General features: G+C 65.5%; 24 protein-coding genes. 11 read left to right on the top strand and 13 right to left on the bottom strand.

The window, feature by feature from the left end:
- Window positions 1–31: 31 nt before the first annotated feature.
- From iscR to A9975_RS28550, 3 genes are all read right to left on the bottom strand, one after another.
- Window positions 32–586 carry a Fe-S cluster assembly transcriptional regulator IscR gene (gene iscR, locus A9975_RS28560; protein WP_183035672.1) on the bottom strand — a complete coding sequence of 185 codons (555 nt, stop codon included), beginning with the start codon at window positions 584–586 and terminating at the stop codon, window positions 32–34.
- A gap of 80 nt (window positions 587–666) precedes the next feature.
- On the bottom strand, window positions 667–2757 hold the full coding sequence (locus A9975_RS28555; protein WP_183035671.1) for a site-specific recombinase: 2091 nt from the start codon (window positions 2755–2757) through the stop codon (window positions 667–669).
- 48 nt (window positions 2758–2805) lie between these two features.
- The gene (locus A9975_RS28550; RefSeq protein WP_183035670.1) at window positions 2806–3297 is read right to left on the bottom strand and encodes a low molecular weight protein-tyrosine-phosphatase; all 492 of its coding nucleotides are present in this window, start codon (window positions 3295–3297) and stop codon (window positions 2806–2808) included.
- 213 nt (window positions 3298–3510) lie between these two features.
- On the opposite strand from A9975_RS28550, the gene A9975_RS28545 reads away from it, so the two are divergent.
- Window positions 3511–3840 (top strand): hypothetical protein, encoded by a 330-nt coding sequence (locus tag A9975_RS28545; protein WP_183035669.1) that lies wholly within the window; start codon window positions 3511–3513, stop codon window positions 3838–3840.
- A 13-nt stretch (window positions 3841–3853) separates the two neighbouring features.
- Here A9975_RS28545 and A9975_RS28540 read toward each other — a convergent pair whose 3' ends face one another.
- Both A9975_RS28540 and uvrB read right to left on the bottom strand, forming a co-directional pair.
- Window positions 3854–4153: a putative quinol monooxygenase gene (locus tag A9975_RS28540; RefSeq protein WP_150983831.1), complete on the bottom strand. Its 300-nt coding sequence runs from the start codon at window positions 4151–4153 to the stop codon at window positions 3854–3856.
- A gap of 100 nt (window positions 4154–4253) precedes the next feature.
- Window positions 4254–6356 carry an excinuclease ABC subunit UvrB gene (uvrB, locus tag A9975_RS28535; RefSeq protein ID WP_183035668.1) on the bottom strand — a complete coding sequence of 701 codons (2103 nt, stop codon included), beginning with the start codon at window positions 6354–6356 and terminating at the stop codon, window positions 4254–4256.
- Between the two features lie 157 nt (window positions 6357–6513).
- On the opposite strand from uvrB, the gene A9975_RS28530 reads away from it, so the two are divergent.
- Window positions 6514–7710 carry an amino acid aminotransferase gene (locus A9975_RS28530; RefSeq protein ID WP_183035667.1) on the top strand — a complete coding sequence of 399 codons (1197 nt, stop codon included), beginning with the start codon at window positions 6514–6516 and terminating at the stop codon, window positions 7708–7710.
- A 274-nt stretch (window positions 7711–7984) separates the two neighbouring features.
- Window positions 7985–9226 (top strand): polyhydroxyalkanoate depolymerase, encoded by a 1242-nt coding sequence (locus A9975_RS28525; RefSeq protein WP_183035666.1) that lies wholly within the window; start codon window positions 7985–7987, stop codon window positions 9224–9226.
- A gap of 82 nt (window positions 9227–9308) precedes the next feature.
- Here A9975_RS28525 and A9975_RS28520 read toward each other — a convergent pair whose 3' ends face one another.
- A complete protein-coding gene (locus A9975_RS28520) occupies window positions 9309–9944 on the bottom strand; it encodes a TetR/AcrR family transcriptional regulator (RefSeq protein ID WP_043344870.1) in 636 nt (211 codons plus the stop codon).
- Window positions 9945–10133: 189 nt separating this feature from the next.
- Here A9975_RS28520 and rsxB point away from each other — a divergent pair, with 189 nt between their 5' ends.
- Both rsxB and nth read left to right on the top strand, forming a co-directional pair.
- Complete coding sequence (gene rsxB / locus A9975_RS28515; RefSeq protein WP_183035665.1) at window positions 10134–10958, top strand: electron transport complex subunit RsxB; 825 nt, start codon at window positions 10134–10136, stop codon at window positions 10956–10958.
- Complete coding sequence (nth, locus tag A9975_RS28510; RefSeq protein ID WP_183035664.1) at window positions 10955–11599, top strand: endonuclease III; 645 nt, start codon at window positions 10955–10957, stop codon at window positions 11597–11599. The genes rsxB and nth overlap by 4 nt, the downstream gene beginning before the upstream one ends.
- 72 nt (window positions 11600–11671) lie before the next feature.
- On the opposite strand, the gene A9975_RS28505 is transcribed toward nth, so the two are convergent.
- Window positions 11672–12259 (bottom strand): malonic semialdehyde reductase, encoded by a 588-nt coding sequence (locus A9975_RS28505; protein WP_043344864.1) that lies wholly within the window; start codon window positions 12257–12259, stop codon window positions 11672–11674.
- An 84-nt stretch (window positions 12260–12343) separates the two neighbouring features.
- Entirely contained in the window at window positions 12344–13288 is a 945-nt protein-coding gene (locus A9975_RS28500; protein ID WP_183035663.1) for a DMT family transporter, read from the bottom strand.
- A 144-nt stretch (window positions 13289–13432) separates the two neighbouring features.
- On the opposite strand from A9975_RS28500, the gene A9975_RS28495 reads away from it, so the two are divergent.
- Both A9975_RS28495 and A9975_RS28490 read left to right on the top strand, forming a co-directional pair.
- Window positions 13433–13864, top strand: coding sequence for a DUF1841 family protein (locus tag A9975_RS28495; RefSeq protein ID WP_043351469.1), 432 nt, complete (start codon window positions 13433–13435; stop codon window positions 13862–13864).
- A 145-nt stretch (window positions 13865–14009) separates the two neighbouring features.
- Entirely contained in the window at window positions 14010–15299 is a 1290-nt protein-coding gene (locus A9975_RS28490; RefSeq protein WP_183035662.1) for a phospholipase A, read from the top strand.
- Between the two features lie 22 nt (window positions 15300–15321).
- On the opposite strand, the gene A9975_RS28485 is transcribed toward A9975_RS28490, so the two are convergent.
- Window positions 15322–15771 (bottom strand): thioredoxin family protein, encoded by a 450-nt coding sequence (locus A9975_RS28485; protein WP_220810928.1) that lies wholly within the window; start codon window positions 15769–15771, stop codon window positions 15322–15324.
- 89 nt (window positions 15772–15860) lie between these two features.
- Entirely contained in the window at window positions 15861–16418 is a 558-nt protein-coding gene (gene grpE / locus A9975_RS28480) for a nucleotide exchange factor GrpE (protein ID WP_174422852.1), read from the bottom strand.
- Window positions 16419–16692: 274 nt separating this feature from the next.
- Here grpE and A9975_RS28475 point away from each other — a divergent pair, with 274 nt between their 5' ends.
- A complete protein-coding gene (locus tag A9975_RS28475) occupies window positions 16693–16848 on the top strand; it encodes a hypothetical protein (RefSeq protein ID WP_006160162.1) in 156 nt (51 codons plus the stop codon).
- A gap of 41 nt (window positions 16849–16889) precedes the next feature.
- Here the strand turns inward: A9975_RS28475 and A9975_RS28470 are convergent, their stop codons facing one another.
- The 3 genes from A9975_RS28470 to hrcA all read right to left on the bottom strand — a co-directional run bounded on the left by A9975_RS28470 (window position 16890) and on the right by hrcA (window position 19584).
- Window positions 16890–17285 carry an RNA-binding S4 domain-containing protein gene (locus A9975_RS28470; RefSeq protein WP_183035661.1) on the bottom strand — a complete coding sequence of 132 codons (396 nt, stop codon included), beginning with the start codon at window positions 17283–17285 and terminating at the stop codon, window positions 16890–16892.
- 33 nt (window positions 17286–17318) lie between these two features.
- Window positions 17319–18434, bottom strand: a complete 1116-nt coding sequence (gene hemH, locus A9975_RS28465) for a ferrochelatase (protein WP_183035660.1) — start codon at window positions 18432–18434, stop codon at window positions 17319–17321.
- A 112-nt stretch (window positions 18435–18546) separates the two neighbouring features.
- Window positions 18547–19584, bottom strand: a complete 1038-nt coding sequence (gene hrcA / locus A9975_RS28460; protein WP_150983818.1) for a heat-inducible transcriptional repressor HrcA — start codon at window positions 19582–19584, stop codon at window positions 18547–18549.
- Window positions 19585–19698: 114 nt separating this feature from the next.
- On the opposite strand from hrcA, the gene A9975_RS28455 reads away from it, so the two are divergent.
- From A9975_RS28455 to A9975_RS28445, 3 genes are all read left to right on the top strand, one after another.
- Window positions 19699–20616, top strand: coding sequence for an NAD kinase (locus tag A9975_RS28455; RefSeq protein ID WP_183035659.1), 918 nt, complete (start codon window positions 19699–19701; stop codon window positions 20614–20616).
- Between the two features lie 72 nt (window positions 20617–20688).
- On the top strand, window positions 20689–22413 hold the full coding sequence (recN, locus tag A9975_RS28450; RefSeq protein ID WP_183035658.1) for a DNA repair protein RecN: 1725 nt from the start codon (window positions 20689–20691) through the stop codon (window positions 22411–22413).
- A gap of 40 nt (window positions 22414–22453) precedes the next feature.
- Window positions 22454–22891, top strand: a complete 438-nt coding sequence (locus A9975_RS28445) for a hypothetical protein (RefSeq protein ID WP_183035657.1) — start codon at window positions 22454–22456, stop codon at window positions 22889–22891.
- Window position 22892 lies beyond the last annotated feature (1 nt).

The raw sequence follows: 22892 nt of genomic DNA, 5'->3' as shown, positions 1-22892 counted from the left end.
TTGCTCTCTGTTCTCTTGCCGGCTGCCCGTCTTACGACTGAGCCAGGCTGAAAACCGAATTCACCACCCGCGCACGCGCGGGCTTTTCCTGCTTGTCCGCCTTGCCGATCGGCGCGGCCACGGTTTGCGCAGCCGACTCCTCGCGCATGTCGTGCAACACCGCGGGACACTTTGCGCGCTGCTGGTCGACCAGGTTCTTCAGGGAGACGGAATCGAGATACTCGACCATTTTCTGGTTCAGCGTGGCCCACAGCTCGTGGGTCATGCAGCGACCGGTTCCCTCATCTCCGTTACAATTACCCTTTCCGCCGCATTGCGTGGCGTCGAGCGGCTCATCGACCGCGATGATGATGTCGGCCACCGTCACGTCTTCCGCCTTGCGGGCAAGACTGTAGCCGCCGCCCGGGCCGCGCACGCTTTCCACGATCTCGTGGCGGCGCAGCTTACCGAACAGCTGCTCGAGGTAAGAGAGGGATATTTTCTGGCGCTGGCTGATGCCCGCTAGCGTAACGGGGCCCTGATCCTGGCGCATGGCCAAGTCAATCATGGCGGTTACCGCGAAGCGGCCTTTGGTCGTCAGTCTCATGATGCTGGGGAGTACTTGATCATTTTGGTCAAGTATAAAAGAAGTCGACTAATTCAGTCAAGTACCCCTGCCGCATCGCATCAAACCTGCCCCTGCTCCGCCGAGGCCGCCCCAACGGGCGCGCGCGGCGGCACGATCAGCGACCAGGGGTGCTTCAGAATGCGCCGCCGCACGGCGGAACTCAGCGCCCGGCGATCCACCCGGCGCAGGCTGCGTGAGCGCAACGCCATATTGAAGGCCAGCGCGAAGCTCACCGCGACGTTCAGCAGTCCCATCAGCGCAATGCCCGCCACCGCCAGCCAGAACGAGGGCATCTTCAGCACGGCAAAGCCCAGCACGCCGATCGCGGTGCCCACCGAGCCGGTCGACAATGTGACGTGCCGCACTTCCATGTGGGGGCCGAAGAAGCTGATGATCTCCGGGCCCAGCCCGAGCAGCAGCCCCAGCGACACATTGGCAGCGATCCCCGACATATTGCGTTTCCAGAAGTCCGCCATCCGCGTGGCCCCCTGCGCGCCCAGCACATAGCGCAGACGGCGGTTGTACGCCATCACGTCATGCACCTTGTGCAGCGCGAACCAGTTGTCGGCCCAGCCCGCCACGAGGCTGGACAGCCACAAGAGTACCCCCGTGAAGATCGCGTAGATTGGCGTGGGGCCAAGAATGGAAAACGACTCGATGGTGGCGATCGCCTTGGCGGGTGTGATCAGGTTGGCGCCCAGGATGCGGTTGGCGAGCCACTGGACGCCCATCGCCACCGGGAACACCACCGCCAGGTTGCCGAAAATCGCCGCGGCGTTTGAGCGGATCATGGCGATGGTGTCATCAACGAAGATCTCCCGGCCCTCCGGCTTGCCGACCGCATCGAGCCGGTGCGCCAGCGCCGGGCCGGTCATCGCCGGCTGCTTGGTGGCCAGCGTGAAATGCGCGAAGTGGATCACCAGGAAGCTGCCCGCATAGTTGAGCGAGGCCAGCAGGCCCTCGATGAACTTGTCCAGGTGCAGCCCATAGATCAGGAACTTGAGATAGACCGTGCCGACGGTGATCAAGCCGCCGCCGGCAGCGGCCTGCATCAGCTCGCGATACTCGCGGCGATCGCGCGTGATGTAGTGCTCGCCGGTCTCGGCCGAGCGCTCAACCACCTTGCGCGCCAATTGCGAAAACGAAGTGCCCGCCAGGTGCCCGATGCTGCGCCGCGCCTGGGTGGAGCGGATCAGTGCCGCGATCAGGTGGGCGTGCCGCCCGCGCCGCTGCGGCTCAACCCAGGTGGCCAGCAACAGCTCGATGCGCGCGAGCCGGACCTTCATGCGCTCGATCTGGAACACCACCTCCACCGAGACGCCGTTCTCCTCGAGGTCGTCGTACACACGCTGAGCCGCCTGGTGGCAGCCGTCGAGCAGCGCGCGGAAATAGTTGAGCCGGTGCGCAAAAGCCTCGTCGCCACGTGGCGCCTCCTCCTCTTCGCACAAGGCTTGCACGGCGCTGTCCAGCCGGAAAAACGGCGTGTCCTGCACCTTGCCCTTGAGGCGCGAGCGAATCGCCTGACTCAGTCCGGTAGCACGCACCTGGCTGACCAGCACCTGGATGCTGGTGGCCAGCGTGCGGTCGAAACGATCCCATTCGGGCGGCGTGGCAGCTTCGCCCGGCGCTTGCGGGTCGTCGGTGCGCAGCACGGCAGCCAGCCGCTCGAGCAGGTCGCCATCGAGCGCCTCGACCCAGTCAGCATCGTTGTCATCGATAAACAGCAGCGCGAACAGGCCCGCCATATCGCTGCGGTTGGGCGGAGGGGGCAAAAACCGCGCCTGCAGCCGGTTCAGCACCTCGCTCCAGAAGCCCGGGTGGGAAGCCACGCCGGTGTCGCACAGCAAAGTGACCGGGTCGTTATCACGCACGATGGAACGCACCATGTGGGCAAAGCGCCCCGCCACTTCCGGATTGCGGCCAAGCACCTGCAGCAGGTAGCGCAGCCGCACGTGCTCCCGGCGGCTCTTGTCTGCCGCCACGCCTTCGGCGCCTGGCAGCCCGTCGCGCCGGATCCAGTAGCCCAGCTCGATCAGCCAGCCGTTACGGTCCGCCAGCGGCGCCTCCGGGTCCGCTGCCGCCAGGATTGCGTCGAGTTGCAGGCTGGCATTGCGCGACTCGCGCCATTTGCGGAACAGGGAACGAAACATGAATTCTCGTGAAAGTAATGGAAAGGCTGCAAGGACGGGCGAGCGCGATCAGGTGGCGCCGCCAAAGCCCTTGGCATGCAGCATGGCGATCACGCCATCGCAGGCGTCCTCGACATAGTCGAGCACGCGCTCGAAGCCATCACCCTCTCCGTAGTAGGGGTCCGGCACTTCGTCCGCGGCGTGCCGGCTGGCGAAACTCATCAGCAGGCGCAGCTTATCCTGGCTGCCAGGCGGACAGATGGCGCGCAGCGCCGCGAGGTTGTCCTGGTCCATGGCCAGCAGCAGGTCGAAACGGGCGAAATCCAGCACCATGGCCTGGCGCGCGCGTTGCGCGGAGAGGTCATAGCCACGAGCCAGCGCATGGCGCTGGGAACGCGCATCCGGCGCGCGGCCGATGTGATAGCCATGCGTGCCGGCGGAATCCAGCTCGACCAGATCTGCCAGGCCGACCGCCGCGAGCTTGGCGCGCAGCACGCCCTCCGCGGTCGGAGAACGGCAAATATTGCCCATGCAACACATCAGAATGGCGTATTTCTTCATAGAGGTGTGGCGCTATCCAGCGCCGAAAGCAAGACGACAAAACGCGGCACGCGCGATGGCCTTGCAGCCAGCGCACCGAGCGCGGCTGCCACAACGAAGCCGGATTCTACAGCCCTGCCCGCAGTGCCGCGCCCACGCGTGCGCCAGCACGCCGGTTGAAGCCGCCTGGCAAAAAAAATGCCGCAAAGGTGCCGCCCACCGCATAATCGCGCGGTGAACCTCCGCCTCAGCCCACTCCTCCTGGCGCCTCTTCTGCTTTGCGCAAGCCTGGCCGACGCCGCCGAACCGTCCGCGGACGCCGCCTCCGGCGCAGGCTGTGAAAGCCTGCTAACCGTGGTCCGGCATAGCCTGGAGAAAGAAATCGATGCAACCTGCCCCGCCCCTGCCTCGACACCGGCGCCGGCCACCGCATGCGCCGCGCAACGCGAACCGCTGCGCGCCATAGTGGACTTCATCAGCGAGCGCGAGGCCGCCAGCGCCGACCAGTGCGACACCTTGCTGGAGGTCAACAAGCGTTTGCGCTCGCTGCCTCCGAAGGGCTAGCAGGCAAATCGGCTCAGGGCAGCTTGGCCGCCAGCACATCCAGCTTTTCGATGGAAGGCGGCTTGGCGAACAGGTCGGGCGCCTTGGCCATCAAGGCCTCGGCCACCTTGCCGGAGAGATGGGCGTTGCGCCCCGCCTCATCGGGAAACGCATCGAAGATGCCGAACATGGATGGCCCGAGCCGCAGCGCAAACCATGCCGTGGTGCCGGCTTCGGCCTGCACCAGCGGCAAGCCGGCGAGCAGGAACTCCTCGACTTCCTTTTCCTTGCCGGGCTTCGCATGCAGCGGAACCCACAGAGCGAACTTGACCATGGACCATCTCCTCACCACTGTCAGGAACTCCAACTATAGGCGGTAGCCAAGCCGCGCGCCCGCATCCCGCAGGCGTGCGGGCGAGGCAGCGCCCACGCCCTCAGGACGCGGCCGCGGCAGCCGGCGGCAGGTGCTCCCCATCGCCGCTGGCGCCAAAGATCTGGCGCTTGAGCTTGGCCAGCTGGTCGCGCACCTGCCCGGCCTTCTCGAACTCGAGATTCTTGGCGTGCTCGAACATCTGCTTCTCCAGCCGCTTGATCTCCTTCGCAACCTGCTTCTCGCTCATGTCCTCGTACTTGGCGCGCTCCTCCGCGGCCAGCAGCTCGGCCTTGACCTCGCCCGGGTCGTAGACCCCGTCGATGATGTCCTTGATGCGCTTGACCACGCCGCGCGGCACGATGCCATTGGCTTCGTTGAACGCGATCTGCTTGGCGCGGCGGCGCTCCGTCTCACCGATCGCCCGCTTCATCGAATCGGTCATCCGGTCCGCGTACAGGATGGCGGTGCCGTTGACGTTACGGGCCGCGCGGCCGATGGTCTGGATCAGCGAACGCTCGGCGCGCAGGAAGCCTTCCTTGTCGGCGTCGAGAATTGCCACCAGCGAGACTTCCGGAATATCCAGGCCCTCGCGCAGCAGGTTGATGCCGACCAGCACGTCGAAGGTACCCAGGCGCAGGTCGCGAATGATCTCCACGCGCTCCACCGTATCGATGTCCGAGTGCAGGTAACGCACCTTGACGCCGTTCTCGGTCAGGAACTCCGTGAGCTGCTCGGACATGCGCTTGGTCAGCGTGGTCACCAGCACGCGCTCGCCGACGGAGACCTTCTGGTGGATCTCTGACAGCAAGTCGTCAACCTGCGTGGTCGCGGGACGCACGTGGATGATCGGATCAACCAGGCCGGTGGGCCGCACCACCTGCTCCACCACCTGGCCCGCATGCTCGTTCTCGTAATTGGACGGCGTGGCGGAGACAAACATCACCTGCCGCATCTTGCCCTCGAACTCCGAGAACTTGAGGGGACGGTTGTCCAGAGCGGACGGCAGCCGGAAGCCATAGTCGACCAAGGTCGTCTTACGCGCCTTGTCGCCGTTGTACATGCCATTGAACTGACCCATCAGCACGTGGGACTCGTCCAGGAACATCAACGCGTCCTGCGGCAGGTAGTCGACCAGCGTAGGCGGCGGCTCGCCCGGCTTGGCGCCTGACAGGTGGCGCGAGTAATTCTCGATGCCCTTGCAGAACCCGAGCTCGGAGAGCATTTCCAGGTCGAAGCGGGAGCGCTGCTCCAGCCGCTGCGCCTCCACCAGCTTGTTCTCCTTATAGAAGAAGTCCAGGCGCTCGCGCAGCTCGACCTTGATGTCTTCGATCGCCCGCAGCACGGTCTCGCGCGGGGTCACGTAGTGGCTCGACGGATAAACCGTGAAGCGCGGGATCTTCTGCCGCACCCGCCCGGTGAGCGGGTCGAAGAACTGCAGCGAATCGATCTCGTCGTCGAACATGTCGACGCGCACCGCCAGCTCGGCATGCTCGGCCGGGAAGATATCCAGCGTATCGCCGCGCACGCGGAAGGTGCCGCGCTGGAAATCGGTCTCGTTGCGGGTGTACTGCATGGCGATCAGGCGCGCGATCACATCGCGCTGGCTGATCTTGTCGCCGGTGCGCAGCGTCAAGATCATCTTGTGGTACTCGGACGGATTGCCGATACCGTAAATGGCCGAGACGCTGGCCACGATGATGGTGTCGCGCCGCTCCAGCAGGCTCTTGGTGGCCGACAGCCGCATCTGCTCGATATGCTCGTTGATCGAGGAATCCTTCTCGATGAACAGGTCGCGCTGCGGCACGTAGGCTTCGGGCTGGTAGTAGTCGTAATAGCTGACGAAGTACTCCACAGCATTGCGCGGGAAGAACTCGCGGAACTCGGAATACAGCTGCGCGGCCAGCGTCTTGTTGGGCGCGAACACGATGGCCGGACGGCCCATGCGGGCAATCACGTTGGCCATGGTGAAGGTCTTGCCCGAACCGGTCACCCCCAGCAGGGTCTGGTAAGACAGGCCGTCCTCCACTCCCTCGACCAGCTGGCGGATCGCCTCGGGCTGATCGCCCGCCGGCAGATAGGGCTGGTATAGCTGGAACGGCGAGCCGGGAAAGGTCGCGAACTTCTCTTCATCCAGCGCGGGCGCGACTTCAACGAGATTCGACATAAGCTGGTAGGGGAAAACCTCAGGAAAACGGGCAGATACGCTAGAATCTTGGGGTTGGCGGCCAGGTATCAAGATGGGGGTCGCCCGCACTCCCGAGCGCAGTCCGGAGCATTCTACGCCTTCCCGTTTTGTTACATAGCTGACCACGAGATCCCAAATGAGTTTGTTTTCTGCCGTCGAGATGGCCCCGCGCGACCCGATCCTGGGCCTGAATGAAGCCTTCAATGCCGATACCCGTGCCACCAAGGTCAATCTGGGTGTTGGCGTGTACTTCACCGACGAAGGGAAAATCCCTCTGCTGCGCGCCGTGCAGGAAGCCGAGAAGGCCCGCCTGACCACCGCCACCCCGCGTGGCTACCTGCCGATCGAAGGCATCGCCGCCTATGACCAGGCCGTGCAGACCCTGCTGTTCGGCAAGGAATCGCCGCTGATCACCGAAGGCCGCGTTGTGACCGCCCAGGCACTCGGCGGCACCGGCGCGCTGAAGATCGGCGCCGACTTCCTCAAGCGCCTGTACCCGGACGCCAAGGTCGCCATCAGCGACCCGAGCTGGGAAAACCACCGCGCCCTGTTCGAGGCAGCCGGTTTCCCCGTGATCAACTACGCCTACTACGATGCTGCCAGCCACGGCCTGAATTTCGCCGGCATGGTGGAATCGCTCAAGTCGTACGCCGCCAACACCATCGTGGTGCTGCACGCCTGCTGCCACAACCCGACCGGCGTTGACCTGTCGGCCGAGCAGTGGAAGCAGGTCGTGGAACTGATCAAGGAACGCAACCTGATCCCGTTCCTCGACATGGCCTACCAGGGCTTCGCGGAAGGCATCGAGCCGGACGGCGCCGCCGTGCGCCTGTTCGCCGAATCCGGCCTGCCGTTCTTCGTGTCGAGCTCGTTCTCGAAGAGTTTCTCGCTGTATGGCGAGCGCGTGGGCGCGCTGTCGATCGTCACCACGGGCAAGGAAGAAGCCCAGCGCGTGATGTCTCAGGTCAAGCGCGTCATCCGCACCAACTACTCCAACCCGCCGACCCACGGCGGCACCGTGGTCGCCACCGTGCTGAACAGCCCGGAGCTGCGCGCCATGTGGGAGCAGGAACTGGGCGAGATGCGCGACCGCATCAAGCTGATGCGCCATGCGCTGGTGGACAAGCTGGCCGCCAAGGGCGTGCCGGGCGACTTCTCCTTCGTCAAGGCCCAGCGCGGCATGTTCTCGTACTCGGGCCTGAACTCGGCCCAGGTCGATGTGCTGCGCAACGAGCACGGCATCTACGCCGTGGGCACCGGCCGCATCTGCGTGGCCGCGCTGAACAGCCGCAACATCGACGCGGTGGTCAACGCCATCGCCGCCGTGCTGTAACGCAAAACACGCAAAAGTGCATAAAAAGGCGACTTCGGTCGCCTTTTTCGTGTCTCATGACAATTTTTCACGATCTTTTGCATTTGTCATCGAGAAGTACAGTGTTTGTCCTATTGTCTTTTTCCGATGCGAGCGTACCTTAGGGTATATGCTGCATCGCACGATCGTTCGATTACGAGCATAATCGGTAACACATTAGCAACTGTGTTTGTTGTATTTGTATTGTCCAGGCGTTGAATTCCAGCTTCGCCCCCAGCCTGATAGGGACCACGTCATGCTTTACCAGCTGCATGAATTCCAGCGCTCGATGCTGCACCCGCTTACCGCATGGGCGCAGGCTACGGCCAAGACCTTTACCAATCCCCTGAGCCCGATGTCCCTGGTGCCCGGCGCCACGCGACTGGCAGCCGGCTACGAGTTGCTGTACCGACTCGGCAAGGAATACGAAAAACCCGAATTCGATATCAAATCGGTACGCTCCAACGGCCGGGACATCCCGATCGTCGAACAGACGATCATCGAAAAGCCCTTCTGCAAGCTGGTGCGCTTCAAGCGCTATGCCGACGATCCGGAGACCATCAAGCTGCTCAAGGATGAGCCGGTGGTGCTGGTGTGCGCCCCCCTGTCGGGCCACCATGCCACGCTGCTGCGCGATACCGTGAGGACCTTGCTGCAGGACCACAAGGTCTACGTGACCGACTGGATCGATGCCCGCATGGTCCCGATCGAGGACGGCCGTTTCCGCCTGGCGGACTACATCCACTACATCCAGGACTTCATCCGCCATATCGGCGCTGAGAACCTGCATGTGATCTCCGTGTGCCAGCCTACGGTCCCAGTGCTCGCGGCCATCTCCCTGCTGGCATCCGCCGGCGAGAAGACGCCAAAGACCATGACCATGATGGGCGGCCCGATCGACGCACGGCGCAGCCCGACGGCCGTGAATTCGCTCGCGACCAACAAGTCGTTCGAGTGGTTCGAGAACAATGTGATCTATACGGTGCCGGCGAACTACCCGGGCCATGGCCGCAAGGTGTATCCGGGCTTCCTGCAGCACGCCGGCTTCGTGGCGATGAACCCCGACCGCCACCTGTCCTCGCACTACGATTACTACCTGAACCTGGTCGAGGGCGATGCCGACGACGCGGAAGCCCACGTGCGCTTCTACGACGAGTACAACGCCGTGCTCGACATGGACGCCGAGTACTACCTCGACACCATCCGCGAAGTGTTCCAGGAATTCCGGCTTGCCAACGGCACCTGGGAGATCGATGGCCAGCCGGTGCGCCCGCAGGACATCAAGGGCACCGCGCTACTGACGATCGAGGGCGAACTGGACGACATCTCGGGCGCCGGCCAGACCGCAGCGGCGCATGAGCTCTGCGCGGGCATTCCCAAAACGCGCAAGCAACACATCACCGCGGCCAAGTGCGGCCACTACGGGATCTTCTCCGGCCGCCGCTGGCGCCAGGAGATTTACCCGGAGCTGCGCGATTTCGTGCTCAAGCATCGTTGAGCCACGGCGCTTAAGCGGCACGCCGCACCCATAAAAAAACGCCCGCAAGTTGCGGGCGTTTTTCATGGGGCCGCAAACTGCCTCAGCGGCGCTCCAGGTAGGCCAGCAGCATATCGGTGTGCAACTCGGCAAAGCGTTCGTGCTCATCCTGCGCCGCCACGTCGCGCCCGATCACCGCGCTGATGGTGTAACGGTTGGACAACACATAGTAGCCAAGCGCGGAGATCGTCAGGTATAGCTGCGAGACATCGACGTTGTCGCGGAACACCCCCTGCCGCTGGCCCCGCTTGACGATATCCGCGAGCACGTTAACCACCGGGTTGATCAACTGGTGCAGCTGGGTGGACTTCTTCAGGTGGCGCGCCTCGTGCAGGTTCTCGCTGTTGACCAGGCGGATGAACTCGGGATTGCGGTAGTACCAGTCCCAGACAAAGCGAGCCAGCGTGCGGACCGCCGCAACGGGATCCTCCTCGACGATGTGCAACTGCTCCTCGGCGGCGCGAAACTCCGCATATTGTTTTTCAAGGACGGCCAGGAACAGGCCCTCCTTGCTGCCATAGTAGTAATACAGCATGCGCTCGTTGGTTTCGGCGCGGCGCGCGATCTGGTCGACGCGTGCCCCTGCCAGGCCACCCTTGGCAAATTCTTCGGTGGCCGCATCAAGGATGCGGCGGCGTGTTCCCTCGGGGTCCCGCTTGGTTCTGGTTTCGTTTCGCATGCGACGGCTGGTGAATCGTTGCGCGGATTATGGCACAGGGCAACTTGCGCGCAGTGGCCCGGCAAAGGGCGCATCATCGCGCGTTTCTGCACTGCGGCGAAATCGGGGATAATCCCTGCCGCGTGCCCGTTCCGGCCAGGAAAAAAGAGAACGGCATCCGCGCCGTACCCGCAAACCCCAAAAGCTGTCGTGACCGCCATTTCCCAGACCCTCGCCGATCGCCTCGAAGCCCTGCTGCCACAGACCCAATGCACCAAGTGCGGCTTCGACGGCTGCCGTCCCTATGCCGAAGCCATGGCAACGGGCGAAGCGGCCAGCAATCGGTGCCCGCCGGGCGGAGAAGAGGGCATCCGCCGCCTGTCGGCATTGCTCGGCACGCCGCCGCAGCCGCTGGACCCGGAGCGGGGCGTGGAGCAGGCGCGCACGGTGGCGGTGATCGAAGAAGCGCTGTGCATCGGCTGCACGCTGTGCATCCAGGCTTGCCCGGTCGACGCCATCGTTGGCGCGCCCAAGCAGATGCATACCGTGCTGGCGGACTGGTGCACCGGCTGCGACCTCTGCGTGGCCCCCTGCCCCGTCGACTGCATTGCCATGGTTCCCGTTACCGCGCAGCGCACCGGCTGGGCCGCCTGGTCGCAGGCGCAAGCGGACGAGGCCCACGCGCGCTACCTCGCCCGCCGCTCGCGGCTCGTGCGCGAGCGCGAGGAGAACGATGCGCGCTTAGCGGCCAAGGCCGCCGCCAAACTGCAGGCGCTGCAAGCCGAAGCCCCGCAAAGTGAAGAGGAACGGGCGGCGCAGGCACGCAAGCAGGCCATCATCCAAGCCGCCATCGAGCGGGCGCGCCTGAAGCAACAAGCGGTGCAGCCGCGCAATACCGAGAACGTCTCGCCTGCCGTGCAGGCACAGATCGACGCCGCCGAGGCTCGCCGCGCCAGGGCCGGCCTCACCGCCACACCGGGCCAGGCCGATCCGGATGCCACGCCTGGCGCCAACCCCGCCCCCAAGGACTCATGAACGCTGCCAAGTGCCGCGCCTTGTTCGAGACACTGCGCGAAGTCAACCCGACCCCGGTCACCGAGCTGGAATACAGCTCGCCGTTCGAGCTGCTGATTGCCGTGCTGCTGTCCGCGCAGGCCACTGACGTGGGCGTGAACAAGGCCACGCGCAAGCTCTACCCCGTGGCGCACAGCCCGGAGCAGATGCTGGCGCTGGGCGAGGACGGGCTGATTGAGTACATCAAGACCATCGGCCTGTACAAGACCAAGGCCAAGCATGTCATAGCGACCTGCCGCATCCTGGTCGAGCAGCACGGCGGGCAGGTGCCGCGCGACCGGGCCGCGCTGGAGGCCCTGCCGGGCGTGGGCCGCAAGACGGCCAACGTGGTACTGAATACCGCGTTCGGCGAGGCCACCATTGCCGTCGACACGCATATCTTCCGGGTAGCCAACCGTACCGGCCTGGCGCCCGGCAAGAACGTGCAAGTGGTGGAGCAGAAGCTGCTCAAGGCCGTGCCGCAGGAGTTCATGCACGATGCGCACCACTGGCTGATCCTGCATGGGCGCTATGTCTGCAAGGCGCGCAAGCCCGAGTGCTGGCACTGCGTGATCGAGCCGCTGTGCGAATACCGCGAGAAGACCGAGGCGCCACGCATCTGAGCGCAGGCGTAACGGACAGGCAAAAAAAGACCCGCGCGAAGCGGGTCTTTACCTATCTGGCAGCGCTTGCGCTCAGACGATGCGGCAGGCTTCGTCGAACGACAGGCGCGGGCTGCGCGGGAACAGTTTGTCGGCCTCGCCATAGCCCAGGTTCACGAGGAAATTGACCGACCACTTGCCATCGGCGAAGAAGGCGGCATTCACCTTGCCAGCATCGAAACCGGCCATCGGGCCGCAATCCAGGCCGAGGGCCCGGGCGGCCAGGATGAAATAGCCACCTTGCAGCGAACTGTTCATCAGCGCGTCGCGGGCGATCTTTTCCGGCTGGCCGGCGTACCAAGAACGCGCATCGGCGTGCGGGAACAGCTTGGGCAACTGATCGTGGAAGGCGTTGTCGAATGCGACGATAGCAGTGACCGGGGCCGAGCGGGTCTTCTCGACGTTGCCTGCTGACACGCACTCGACCAAGCGAGCCTTTTCCGCTGCGCTCTTGACGAACACGATGCGGGCCGGCGAACCGTTGGCAGCCGTCGGGCCAAACTTCATCGCGTCATAGATCTGGTGCAGCACGGCATCGTCCACTTGACGGTCTTGCCACACGTTGTGCGTACGCGCTTCGGTAAACAGCTGGGCGATTGCAACCTGGTCGATCGGTTTCATGCGGTCGGTTCCTGAACAAAAAGTGAGAACCGGATTGTATCTAAGACGCCGCGCCTCGCCACGCAAGCGATTTGAGCAAGGGGTTCAATTCTGTTGCACATCCTGCGCGCCGGAACCCTTGCTGGTCAGCCAGAGCACGCCCGCCAGGATCAAGCCGCCGCCCAGCGCCTGCGTCATCCCGACATGCTCCCCGAGCAAAAGTGCCGCCAACACCACCGTCACCACCGGTTCCAGGGTGGACAACATCGAAGCCCGCGCCGCGCCGAGCCGTTGCAAGCCGGCAAAAAAGGCCAGGATCGCCAGTACCGTGGACAGCAGCGCGATCGCCAGCAGCGCCAGCCAGCCCGCGACGCTTTGGGGGAACTGCGGTGGCACGCCAGCTCCCGCGCGCAGCACCCCCACCACGACGTAGACCACCGCCGCCGCACTGCACACCACGGTGGTGGTGGCCAGAGGATTGACACCCGCCGTCACGCGCGCGCCCACGATGATGTAGACCGAGTAGATCGCGGCCGAGGCCAGGCCAAGCCCGATGCCCAGCGCCGAGCCCTGGCCACCACCGACCGTTAGCCCCGCCCCTACCGAGCACAGCACGAGCGCGATCACGGACGCGGTGCCGAGCCGTTCCTTGAGGAAAACGGCGGCGAGGATGGTGACAAAGAGCGGATACAGGTAAAGCAGCAAGGCCACCAGGCTGGCCTGGGCATGATTGAGCGCGGTGAAAAAGCAGAACGACTGCCCAACATAGCCGATGCCGCCCATGGCGGCCAGCGCCAGCACCTTGCGCCAGCCCGGCAGGCCGACGCCGCGCAGGCGCATCGCCAGCGCCAGCGCGAGCGCGGCCAGCACGAAACGCACCGCCAGCAGGCCGTAGACATCGGTGCCCGCGTCGTAAGCAAAGCGCGCGAAGATCGCCATGGCGCCAAAGGCGCTGGCCGACAGGGCGATCAGCAACACGCCCGCGAGCTGCTCGCGGGCATGGCGCAGGGGCTGCCGGACACGGGCGGCGGAGGAACGGGGAGCGGACATGGTGGCGCGCTGGCAGGAAATGGACCCGGCGACGCCGGGCAACGCCGCATTTTAGTGGCTGGCAAGCCGATTCGGTCAGCTTGGAGCGAGGCCGGTTTGCGCTGCACTGCAGCAGTGGAAGAGCTCGTTTACAATAGCGCCATCATGTTCAATCCCTCCCGCGAAGAAGTCCGCCGTTTTTTCTGCGAAGCCTGGCAGAAGCAACGCGCAGGCAGCGTCCTCACCCCCCTCGAAGTCATTGCCGTCGACTGGATCGGCGAGCATCCCGAGTATCACAGCCTGCTCACCGACACGGAGGGCGCGCTGACTCAGGACTACACGCCTGAAGGTGGCCAGACCAATCCCTTCCTGCACCTGGCCATGCACCTGTCGATTTCCGAGCAGGTTTCCATTGACCAGCCCCCCGGCATCCGCCGCGCCTACGAATCCCTGGCGCAGCGGCTGGACTCACCGCACGAAGCGCAGCATCAGGTCATGGAATGCCTCGGCGAAATGCTCTGGCAGGCGCAACGCACCGGCATGCCGCCGGATGGCGAGCAATACATTGCCTCGATCCAGCGCCGCGCCACCCGCTAGGTGACGTACTAGCTCCAGATTGGTTGAGTACAAATCATCACAAAAATCTGGCGCATGGCGTGATAGGCACGTGATAGGCTGTGCCGCGTCACAATCTCCTGCCGCGTGCGCATCACCTCCTCACGAGGATGCGCTACCGCCTCCCATGCTCAGCACGCTCAAGCCCGAGATCTGCCGCGCCACGGCCAAGCCGCCTGCGCTCCTGCTAGCCCTCGCCCTCGTGGCCGCCGGGCCGCTATCTAGCCACGCCGCCGTGGCGTTGCTGCAACCGCCGAAGGTGGTCGACGGCACCAAGCCCCTGACCCTGACCTTGTTGCTGAGCGCTGACGGCGCGAGCCGCAGCTTCCTGGTCCCCCAGGCGATCGACGTCACGGCTTCGGCCGATCTGCAGGCCCCTGTCAGGCTCAGCATGCGGCGCGCCACTGCGGGCCCCTCGACGATCAAGCTGCGCAAGGGCGAGCACCGCACCGTCGAGTACAGTGCGCCATTGCCGCCCAACCTGCGCGGCGTGGTCCGACTCGATCCCGTGGACATCGACGCCGCGCCTGTGCTGGTCACGCTCAACCGCGCCCCGCGCGCCGACGATCCGCCATCGGCCCAGGTCGCGGCGACCCCGGCACCCGCCACAAGCGCCGAAGGAAGCACCCCTGCAGCGCCGGTTGTGCCCGTCATTCCCGTAGCAGCCGCCAGCCAGGCGTCACCCGTCCCGGCAGACCTGCGCGACCAGGGCCGGCTGACCTTCAACGACCCGATGTACTTCCTGGTCGGGGCGCATGGCGGGGCCAACGCCAAGTTCCAGTTCAGCTTCAAGTTCCGCATCTACCAAGGCGAGAATCCGGCTTCGCACGGCTTGCTTGAGAACCTGTACTTCGGCTACACGCAGTTCTCCCTGTGGGATCTGTCGAGCGACTCACGGCCCTTCCGCGACACCAACTACCGCCCTAGCCTGTTCTATTACCTGTCGGATACCGGCGTGCAGAACCGCGTGATCAGCCGGCTTTCGCTCGCGGCTGGCCTGGAGCATGAATCGAATGGCCGCGATGGCGCCCAGTCGCGCAGCATCAATACGGTGTTCGTCAAACCCACGTTTTACCTGGGGGACATGAGCAACTGGCACTGGAGTGTGTCGCCCAAGCTGTACTACTACATCGAGAAGAACGACAACTCGGACATTGCCAGCTATCGCGGCTACATGGACCTGAAGCTGGCCTACGGCAAGCCGGACTCATGGGAATTCGCCACCACCCTGCGCAAAGGCACGCAGAAGTATTACGGCAGCGTCGACGCATCGGTGACGTATCCGCTGGCCAGGCTGATCCCCGGCACGGCGGGTTACCTGATGGCAGGCTATTTCATCGGCTATGGCGAGAGCTTGCTGGATTACAACCGCAAGCTGCCTTGGCAATTCCGGCTGGGATATGCGCTGTCACGCTGACGCGCTGACGCTCTTTACGCGCCTAACCAGCCAGCGGCTTGCCACTGGCCTTCAGCCGCGCGTTGGCCACCGCCGCGGCAAACTGGCCCTGCCCATGCCAGCCGGTGGCCCGCCCCAGCTTCTTGCCCTTGTGGAAGAACATGAAGACCGGAATGCCGTGCAGGCCGAATCGCTTGCCCATATCCGGGTGCGCATAGACGTTGGCGTGCAGCCAGTGCAGCTCCAGCGCCCGCAGCGGGTCTGGATTGGCCAGCATGGCTTTCTTAGCCATCTCGCAATTGAAGCAGTCTACGCCCCAGAAAAACACGCAGACCAGTGCATCGCCTGCGGCGGCGATAGCGCCATCGATGCCGGCGCCGTCCACCTCGCGCATGCCGAACGCGTCGAAGGCACGATGGTCGAGGTGGTCGAGGTGCGCCGCCGGATCCACGGTGGTGTCAGGCGTGGCGGCATTGTCTGGCTTTGAGGGCATAGACGTCTCCAGCAATGACAGACGCCCGGGCCAGCGGCACCGGGCGTTGCTTGTGCCAGCCCGCCGGGCGGACCGCAAAGTGGTGGCGCTTACTTGGGCGCGGACACCGTGACCAGCGCCGGGCGCAGCACGCGATCGGCGATGGTATAGCCGCGCTGCAGCACCGTGACCACGGTGTTCGGCTCCTGCGGCGCCGGCACCATCGAAATGGCCTGGTGGCGGTGCGGGTCGAACTTCTCGCCAACCGGGTTCAGCTCGACGATCTTGCCCTTCTCGAAGGCGCTGACGAGTTGGCGGGCGGTCAGTTCGACCCCTTCGCGCAGCTTGGCGATATCGCCCGACCCGTCGGCCAGTGCCGCCTGCAGGCTGTCCATCACGGGCAGCAGGTAGTCGGCAAAGGTCTCGATGGCGAATTTATGGGCCTTGGCGACATCTTCCTGGGCGCGGCGGCGGATGTTCTCGCCTTCCGCGGTAGCCCGCAGGAACATGTCGTAGTTCTCCTTGGCCTTGGCTTCAAGCGCGGCCAACTGGGCCGCCACGTCCACGGTGGCGGCGTTCTCGGCCTGGCCGGCCGGGGCGGTGTTCAGCTCCTCGCTGGCTGGCGTGAGCGGCGGCGTGGTGGATGGCGTCTGCTTCTGTTCTTCCATGTCGATCCGTATAAAACAAAGGCGCGGCCTGCCTGGTGCAGGCCGCCGGGTGGTCAATCGGCAAATGTAGCCTGCAATTGGTGGCAGGCCCCCGGATTTTCAAGAGCGCACCGCGATAGTGCACTGAAACACAAGGTTACAAAGCGGGGTCTACGGAAATAGGGGTCATATTGCTTTGCTGCAGCGCACCCCCTAAGATGAAACCGTATAAAAATGACAAAAATAACGGGGTCGACGATGCAACTCAAGTGGGGCCACTTTCGAAAGGTTAGCCATGCATAAGCTGCCTGTTCTGACGGTCTTCCTTCTCGCCGCATTATCGGTGATGACAGTCTTCATCTGCCTCTCCGGCGCCTTCACGCCGCGAGACACCGAGTACGGCAGTGGCAAGGCGGTATTCAAACACTACATCATTCCCTACGTTCGCTGACCCAGCCGGGTGAGTCCGTACAGCCTGGATCGCCGTGCGCCTCACCCCCTGACGCCGTCGATCTGGCGGCGATCGCGTTTGGTCGGGCGCCCCTGCAGCTGCGATGCAGGCTCCACGTTAAGCCGCCGGTTCTCGGCATCCTGCCGCCGGCGCGCCTCGCTGGCCTCGGTTTCCGCATAAAGCGTCTGGGCTACCGCGGCCGAGCCGCGTAACCCCGCAATCCCTTTCACCACGACTTCCCAGCGTTGCTGGTGCGCCTCCAGGACGACGGTGTCGCCCGGCTTGACCTCGCGCGAATTCTTGCACGCCTGGCCGTTGACCTGCACCTTGCCACGGTCCACCGCCTCCGCAGCCAGCGAGCGCGTCTTGAAGAAGCGCGCGCACCACAGCCATTTGTCGATGCGCAGGCGGGCATCGGCCTCGAAAGATACGCTCATGTCGTCACCTCCATCCGTTGGGCAGCGCCGCGCTCATGCTGCGGCGCCGCGCGTCTGCGCGTGCGTGCGGCGGGCCTCCAGCTCATGCGGATGCGGCAGCCGCAGCGGCCAGCCCTGCAAGTGCTGCAAGCCGATCTCCGCCAGCCCGGCAATCCAGCTTTCCGCATCGTTGAGGCAAGGAATGTAGTGGAACACCTTGCCGCCTGCCACGTGGAACCCGGAGCGCCCTTCCATGGCGATCTCTTCCAGCGTCTCCAGGCAATCAGCCGGAAAGCCCGGGCAAAACACGTCTACCCGGGCGGTGCCGACCTTGCCGAGCTCCTGCAGGGTGGGCGCGGTATAGGGCTGCAGCCATTCCGCCTTGCCAAAGCGCGACTGAAAGGTGACCTGGTACTGCCCGGGCTGCAGGCCCAGCGCCTCGCCCAGCAGGCGCCCGGTCTTGAGGCACTCGCAATGATAGGGATCGCCGAGCTCCAGCGTGCGGCGCGGCACGCCGTGAAACGACAGGATCAGCTTGTCGCCCCGCGCGAAATCCGGCGTGCCATGCTGCGCCCAGTATGCCCCCACCTGCTGGTGCAAGGCCGCAATATAGGCCGGATGGTCGTGGAAATGCTTGACCAGCCGCAGCTCCGGCTGGTTTCGCCACCGCTTGAGTACCCGGAACACCTCGTCGAAGCCCGTCGCCGTGGTGGTGCCGGAGTATTGCGGATACAGCGGCAGCAGCAGGATGCGCTCGGTCCCCTGGCGGCGCAGCGCTTCCAGCACCGAGCCGATCGAGGGATTGCCGTACCGCATGGCGCACGCCACCGTCACCTCATGGCCCTGCTGGTTCAGGAGCAGTTGCAAGGCGTGCGCCTGGCGTTCGGTGTGCACCAGCAGCGGGGAACCCGTCATATGCGCCTCCCGCAGCCAGATCGACTCATACTTCATCGCCGAGGCGCGCGAGCGCAGCGGCACGATGATGCCGTACAGCAGCGGCAGCCACGCCGCACGTGGGATCTCCACGACGCGCGGGTCGGACAGGAACTGCTTGAGGTAGCTGCCGACCGCCTTCGGCGTTGGCGCATCCGGGGTGCCAAGGTTGATCAGCAGGATGGCCGTGCGCGGCGCCTGGCCATGCTGGTAGGCCGGTTCAGGGGTGAACGTCATGTAATTTCCGGTGTGGCGGGGCGGCGCGGGCACAGGGCGCGCGGCCGCCAGGTCTCGCCGAGCTTACAGGATGAGGGGAACAGGCAGTTTGTGAGACCGGGCCGGGCCAACACTAGTTCTGGCTGAGTGCGCTGGACAACAAGCGCGCGGTGATGTCGACGATCGGGATCACCCGCTCGTAGGCCATGCGGGTCGGCCCGATCACCCCGAGCGTGCCGACGATCTGGCCGTCGACTTCGTAGGGCGCGGTAATGACCGCCATGTCTTCGAGCGGCACCAGCTTGCTCTCGCCGCCGATGAAGATCTGCACGCCCTGGGCATGGCTGGAGACATCGAGCAGCTTGAGCAGGCCGGTCTTGTGCTCGAACACGTCGAACAGGCGGCGCAGCTTTTCCATGCTGGAGGACAGGTCTTCCACCTCCAGCAGCTTGCGCTCGCCCGAGATGAAGACGTGGTCGTCTTCCCCCTCGGCCATGGCACTGCTTCCCGCCTCCACTGCGGCCTGCATCAGCTGCGACATATCCATGCGCAGCGCCTGCAGCTCGCCGCGCAGGTGGTCGCGCACATTGTCGAAGCTCATGCCGGCAAAGTGCGAATTGATGAAATTGGCGGCTTCGACCAGTTGCGACGGGGAATACGGCAGCTCGGTCTGGATGATGCGGTTCTGCACGTCGCCCTCGGGGGTGACGATGATCAGCAGGATGCGCTTGTCCGAAAGCCGCATGAATTCGACCTGCCGGAACGCCTGGGCGCGCCTGGGGGTCATCACCACGCCGGCGAACTGCGACAGGTTGGACAAGGTGTGCGCCGCCGACGTGATCATCCGCTGCGGCCCGAGCTGCTGGCCGTGCAGCTGGCCCCGGATCTTGCCGGTCAGCTCGGCCAGGTTGAGCGCGCCATCCAGCGGCTGGGCGGTCAGCATGGTGTCCACGAACAGCCGGTAGCCGCGCGGCGTGGGGATACGCCCGGCCGAGGTATGCGGGCTGGCAATGAACCCCATTTCCTCCAGGTCGGACATCACATTGCGGATGGTGGCCGGAGACAGGTCGAGACCCGAGTACTTCGACAAGGTCCGTGAGCCCACGGGCTGCCCCTCGGCGATGTAGCGCTCGATGAGGGTTTTGAGAAGCGTTTTCGCACGTTCATCCATGATGCTCCTGATTTTACGCAAGTTTTCACCATTCGGGCGGCTCATCGGCGATCCGGCCCGGCGCCAAGCGCCCTCCTGCTGACAATGGTCACGGCGGTATGGTCTAATCCCGGCATGTCTTCGCTCCCCAAGCCCGGCGCCGCGCGCGCCCCATTTCGCACCGTCGCCCTGATCGGCAGGTACGCCACAGCCGGCATCGAGGGCCCGCTGGAAGAGCTGGCCGCCTGTATCCTCAGGAATGGCCAGGATGTGGTGTTCGAGCGAGACACGGCCCTGGCCACCGGGCTGACCGACTATCCGGCGCTGGCGCCAGACGAGATCGGCAAGCATGCCGATGTGGCGGTGGTGCTCGGCGGCGACGGCACCCTGCTGGGCCTGGCGCGCCAGCTGGCCGGCTACCCGGTGCCGCTGATCGGCGTGAACCACGGGCGCCTTGGCTTCATGACCGACATCCCGTTGCAGGACGTGCATTCGGTGCTGCCCGACATGCTGGCGGGCCGCTACGAGTCCGAGACCCGCATGTTGCTGGAGTCCCAGGTGGTGCGCGACGATGGCGTGATCTTCTCCGCGCTGGCCTTCAACGACGTCGTGGTCAACCGTTCCGGCATTTCAGGCATGGTCGAGCTGGCGGTGTCGGTGGACGGCCACTTCATGTACAACCAGCGCTCCGATGGCCTGATCGTCTCCACGCCGACCGGCTCGACCGCCTATGCGCTGTCGGCGGGCGGCCCGATCCTGCACCCGACCCTGTCGGGCCTGGTGCTGGTGCCGATTGCCCCGCATGCGCTGTCCAACCGCCCGATCGTCCTGCCGCACGACGCCGAAGTGTCGATCGAGGTCGCCACGGCGCGTGACGCCAGCGTGAACTTCGACATGCAGTCGCTGACCTCGCTCTTGCCCGGCGACCGCATCGTGGTGCGGCGCTCGGCCAAGACCGTCGACCTGCTGCACCCGATCGGCTACAACTATTACGCCACGCTGCGCAAGAAGCTGCACTGGCATGAGTACCCGAGCGAAGACAACCGGCTCTGATCCGCCCCGGCCCGCACCGATCCGGCCCAGATCCGTCCCCTGACATCACCCAGCCCCGACCCGTCGACCACGATGCTGCGCAGCCTGTCCATCCGCGATTTCGTCATTGTCGATACCCTCGACCTCGACTTCTCCCCGGGCTTCACCGTCTTCACCGGCGAGACCGGTGCCGGCAAGTCGATCCTGATCGACGCGCTGGCGCTGGTGCTGGGCGAGCGCGCCGACGCCGGCGTGGTCCGCGAAGGCGCCGCCCGGGCCAGCATCAGCGCCACCTTTTCCACCCCGGCCGGGCTCGACGCCTGGCTGGCCGAACACGAGCTCACCGGCGACGAAGGCACGGTGCTTCTGCGCCGCACGGTCGACGCCAGCGGGCGCGGCAAGGCCTTTATCAATGGCGCCGCCGCCACGCTGGGCCAGCTGCGCGACATTGGCGACCGCCTGGTCGATATCCACGGCCAGCATGCCCATCAGCTGCTGCTGCGCCCGGACGCCCAGCGCCTGCTGCTCGATGCCCATGCCGGACTCACCGCGCAGGCCGGTGCGGTAGCCGAAGCCTGGCGCTCGTGGCGCGCGTGCGTGCGCCAGCGCGAAACCGTCGAGCACCGCTCGCGCGAGATGCAGCTGGAACGCGAGCGGCTCGAATGGCAGGTCGGCGAGCTCGAGAAGCTGGCGCCGCAACCGGGCGAATGGGAAGACATCCAGGCCGAGTACAACCGGCTGTCGCACGCCGCCGGGCTGATCGAGGGCAGCCGCGCCGCGCTCGAGGCGCTGTCCGAGGCCGATGGCTCGGTGCTGTCCGGGCTGAACAGCGTGGTGCAGCGCCTGCGGCAGATGGCTGACGTCGACCCCGCGCTGGGCGACGTACTGGCAGCGCTGGACCCAGCGCTGGTCCAGGTCGAGGAGGCCGCGCACTCGCTCAACCGCTACGTCGACCGGATCGACCTGGACCCCGAACGCTTGCAGGTGGTGGAGGCGCGCATGCAGGCGCTGCACACCACCGCGCGCAAGTACCGGATGCCGCCCGAGCAGCTGCCGGACGAACTGATGGCGCGCCGCCAGCAACTGGACGACCTCCAGTCCGCCCAGGACCTGAACAAGGCGATGGCGCGCGAGGCCGCGGCCCGTGCCGCCTACCTCACCATCGCCCAGCACCTCGGCGCTGCCCGCAAGGTGGCGGCCGAAAGCCTGTCGGCCGCCGTGACGGATGCCATGCAGGGCCTGTCCATGGCGGGCGGCAGTTTCGCGGTGGCGCTGCACCCGCTCGACGAAGGGCAGAGCCACGGTCTGGAACAAGTCGAATTCCTGGTGGCAGGCCATGCCGGCGTCAGCGCGCGCCCCTTGGCCAAAGTGGCGTCGGGCGGCGAGCTGGCCCGGATCAGCCTGGCGATTTCCGTCATTACCAGCGAGGCCGCGCCCACCCCCACCCTGATCTTCGACGAAGTCGACACCGGCATCGGCGGCGCGGTGGCCGAGGTGGTGGGCCGCCGCCTGCAGGAACTTGGCCGCGCCCGCCAGGTGTTGTGCGTGACCCACCTGCCGCAGGTGGCCGCCCAGGCCGGCGCCCACCTGCTGGTCAGCAAGGAGACCAGCCAGCGCGACGGCACAGGCTCGGTCACCCGCTCGCGCATTCGCGCCCTCGACGCCGCCGGCCGCGTGGTCGAAACCGCACGCATGCTGGGTGGGACCACCGTGACGGCCACCACAGTGCAACACGCCGAGGAGATGCTCGCGCAAGGCCTGCGCGGCACCACCGGCACGGCCCGGGAGGCGCGCCGCTCGCGGCGCAGCGCAGGCTGACAGCCTGCGCCCTGGCCCGTAACCATTCAGGAGTTTCCCCATGTCACTCGGCAAACAGCCACACTCCCGCTCACTGGCTCGCCCGCTGCGGATCACCGCCGCCTGCGGCCTGCTGGCCTTGCTGGCCCTGACCGCCTGCCAGGCGCAACAGCGCCCGTCTGCGCCACCGCTCAACAGCATCAGCGCCGATCGCGCCGTAGGCGATATCATGGTGCGGTTCTCCGCGCCGCCCGTCACCGTGTCCGAAGACGCCGATCGCTTGCTGGCGTCGATTGCCGGGCCGATCCGCTTCGTCGTCAAGCGGCCCATGTCGGGCGGCGTGTGGCTGGTCACCGCGATCTCCGCGTCGGCCGATGCCACGATCGACCAGGCGCTTGCCACACTGCGCAGCTCCCCTCGCATCGAGCTGGCCGAACCCGACCGTGTGCTCAAGCCGAACCGCACCCAGCCCGTCGGCCGCGACATGCCCGCGAGCTGAA

It is taken from the genome of Cupriavidus sp. UME77, from assembly GCF_014170355.1.
Taxonomy (GTDB): domain Bacteria; phylum Pseudomonadota; class Gammaproteobacteria; order Burkholderiales; family Burkholderiaceae; genus Cupriavidus; species Cupriavidus basilensis.
The sequence above is the reverse complement of the archived record's forward strand: the minus strand, read 5'-3'. Positions and strand labels throughout refer to the sequence as shown.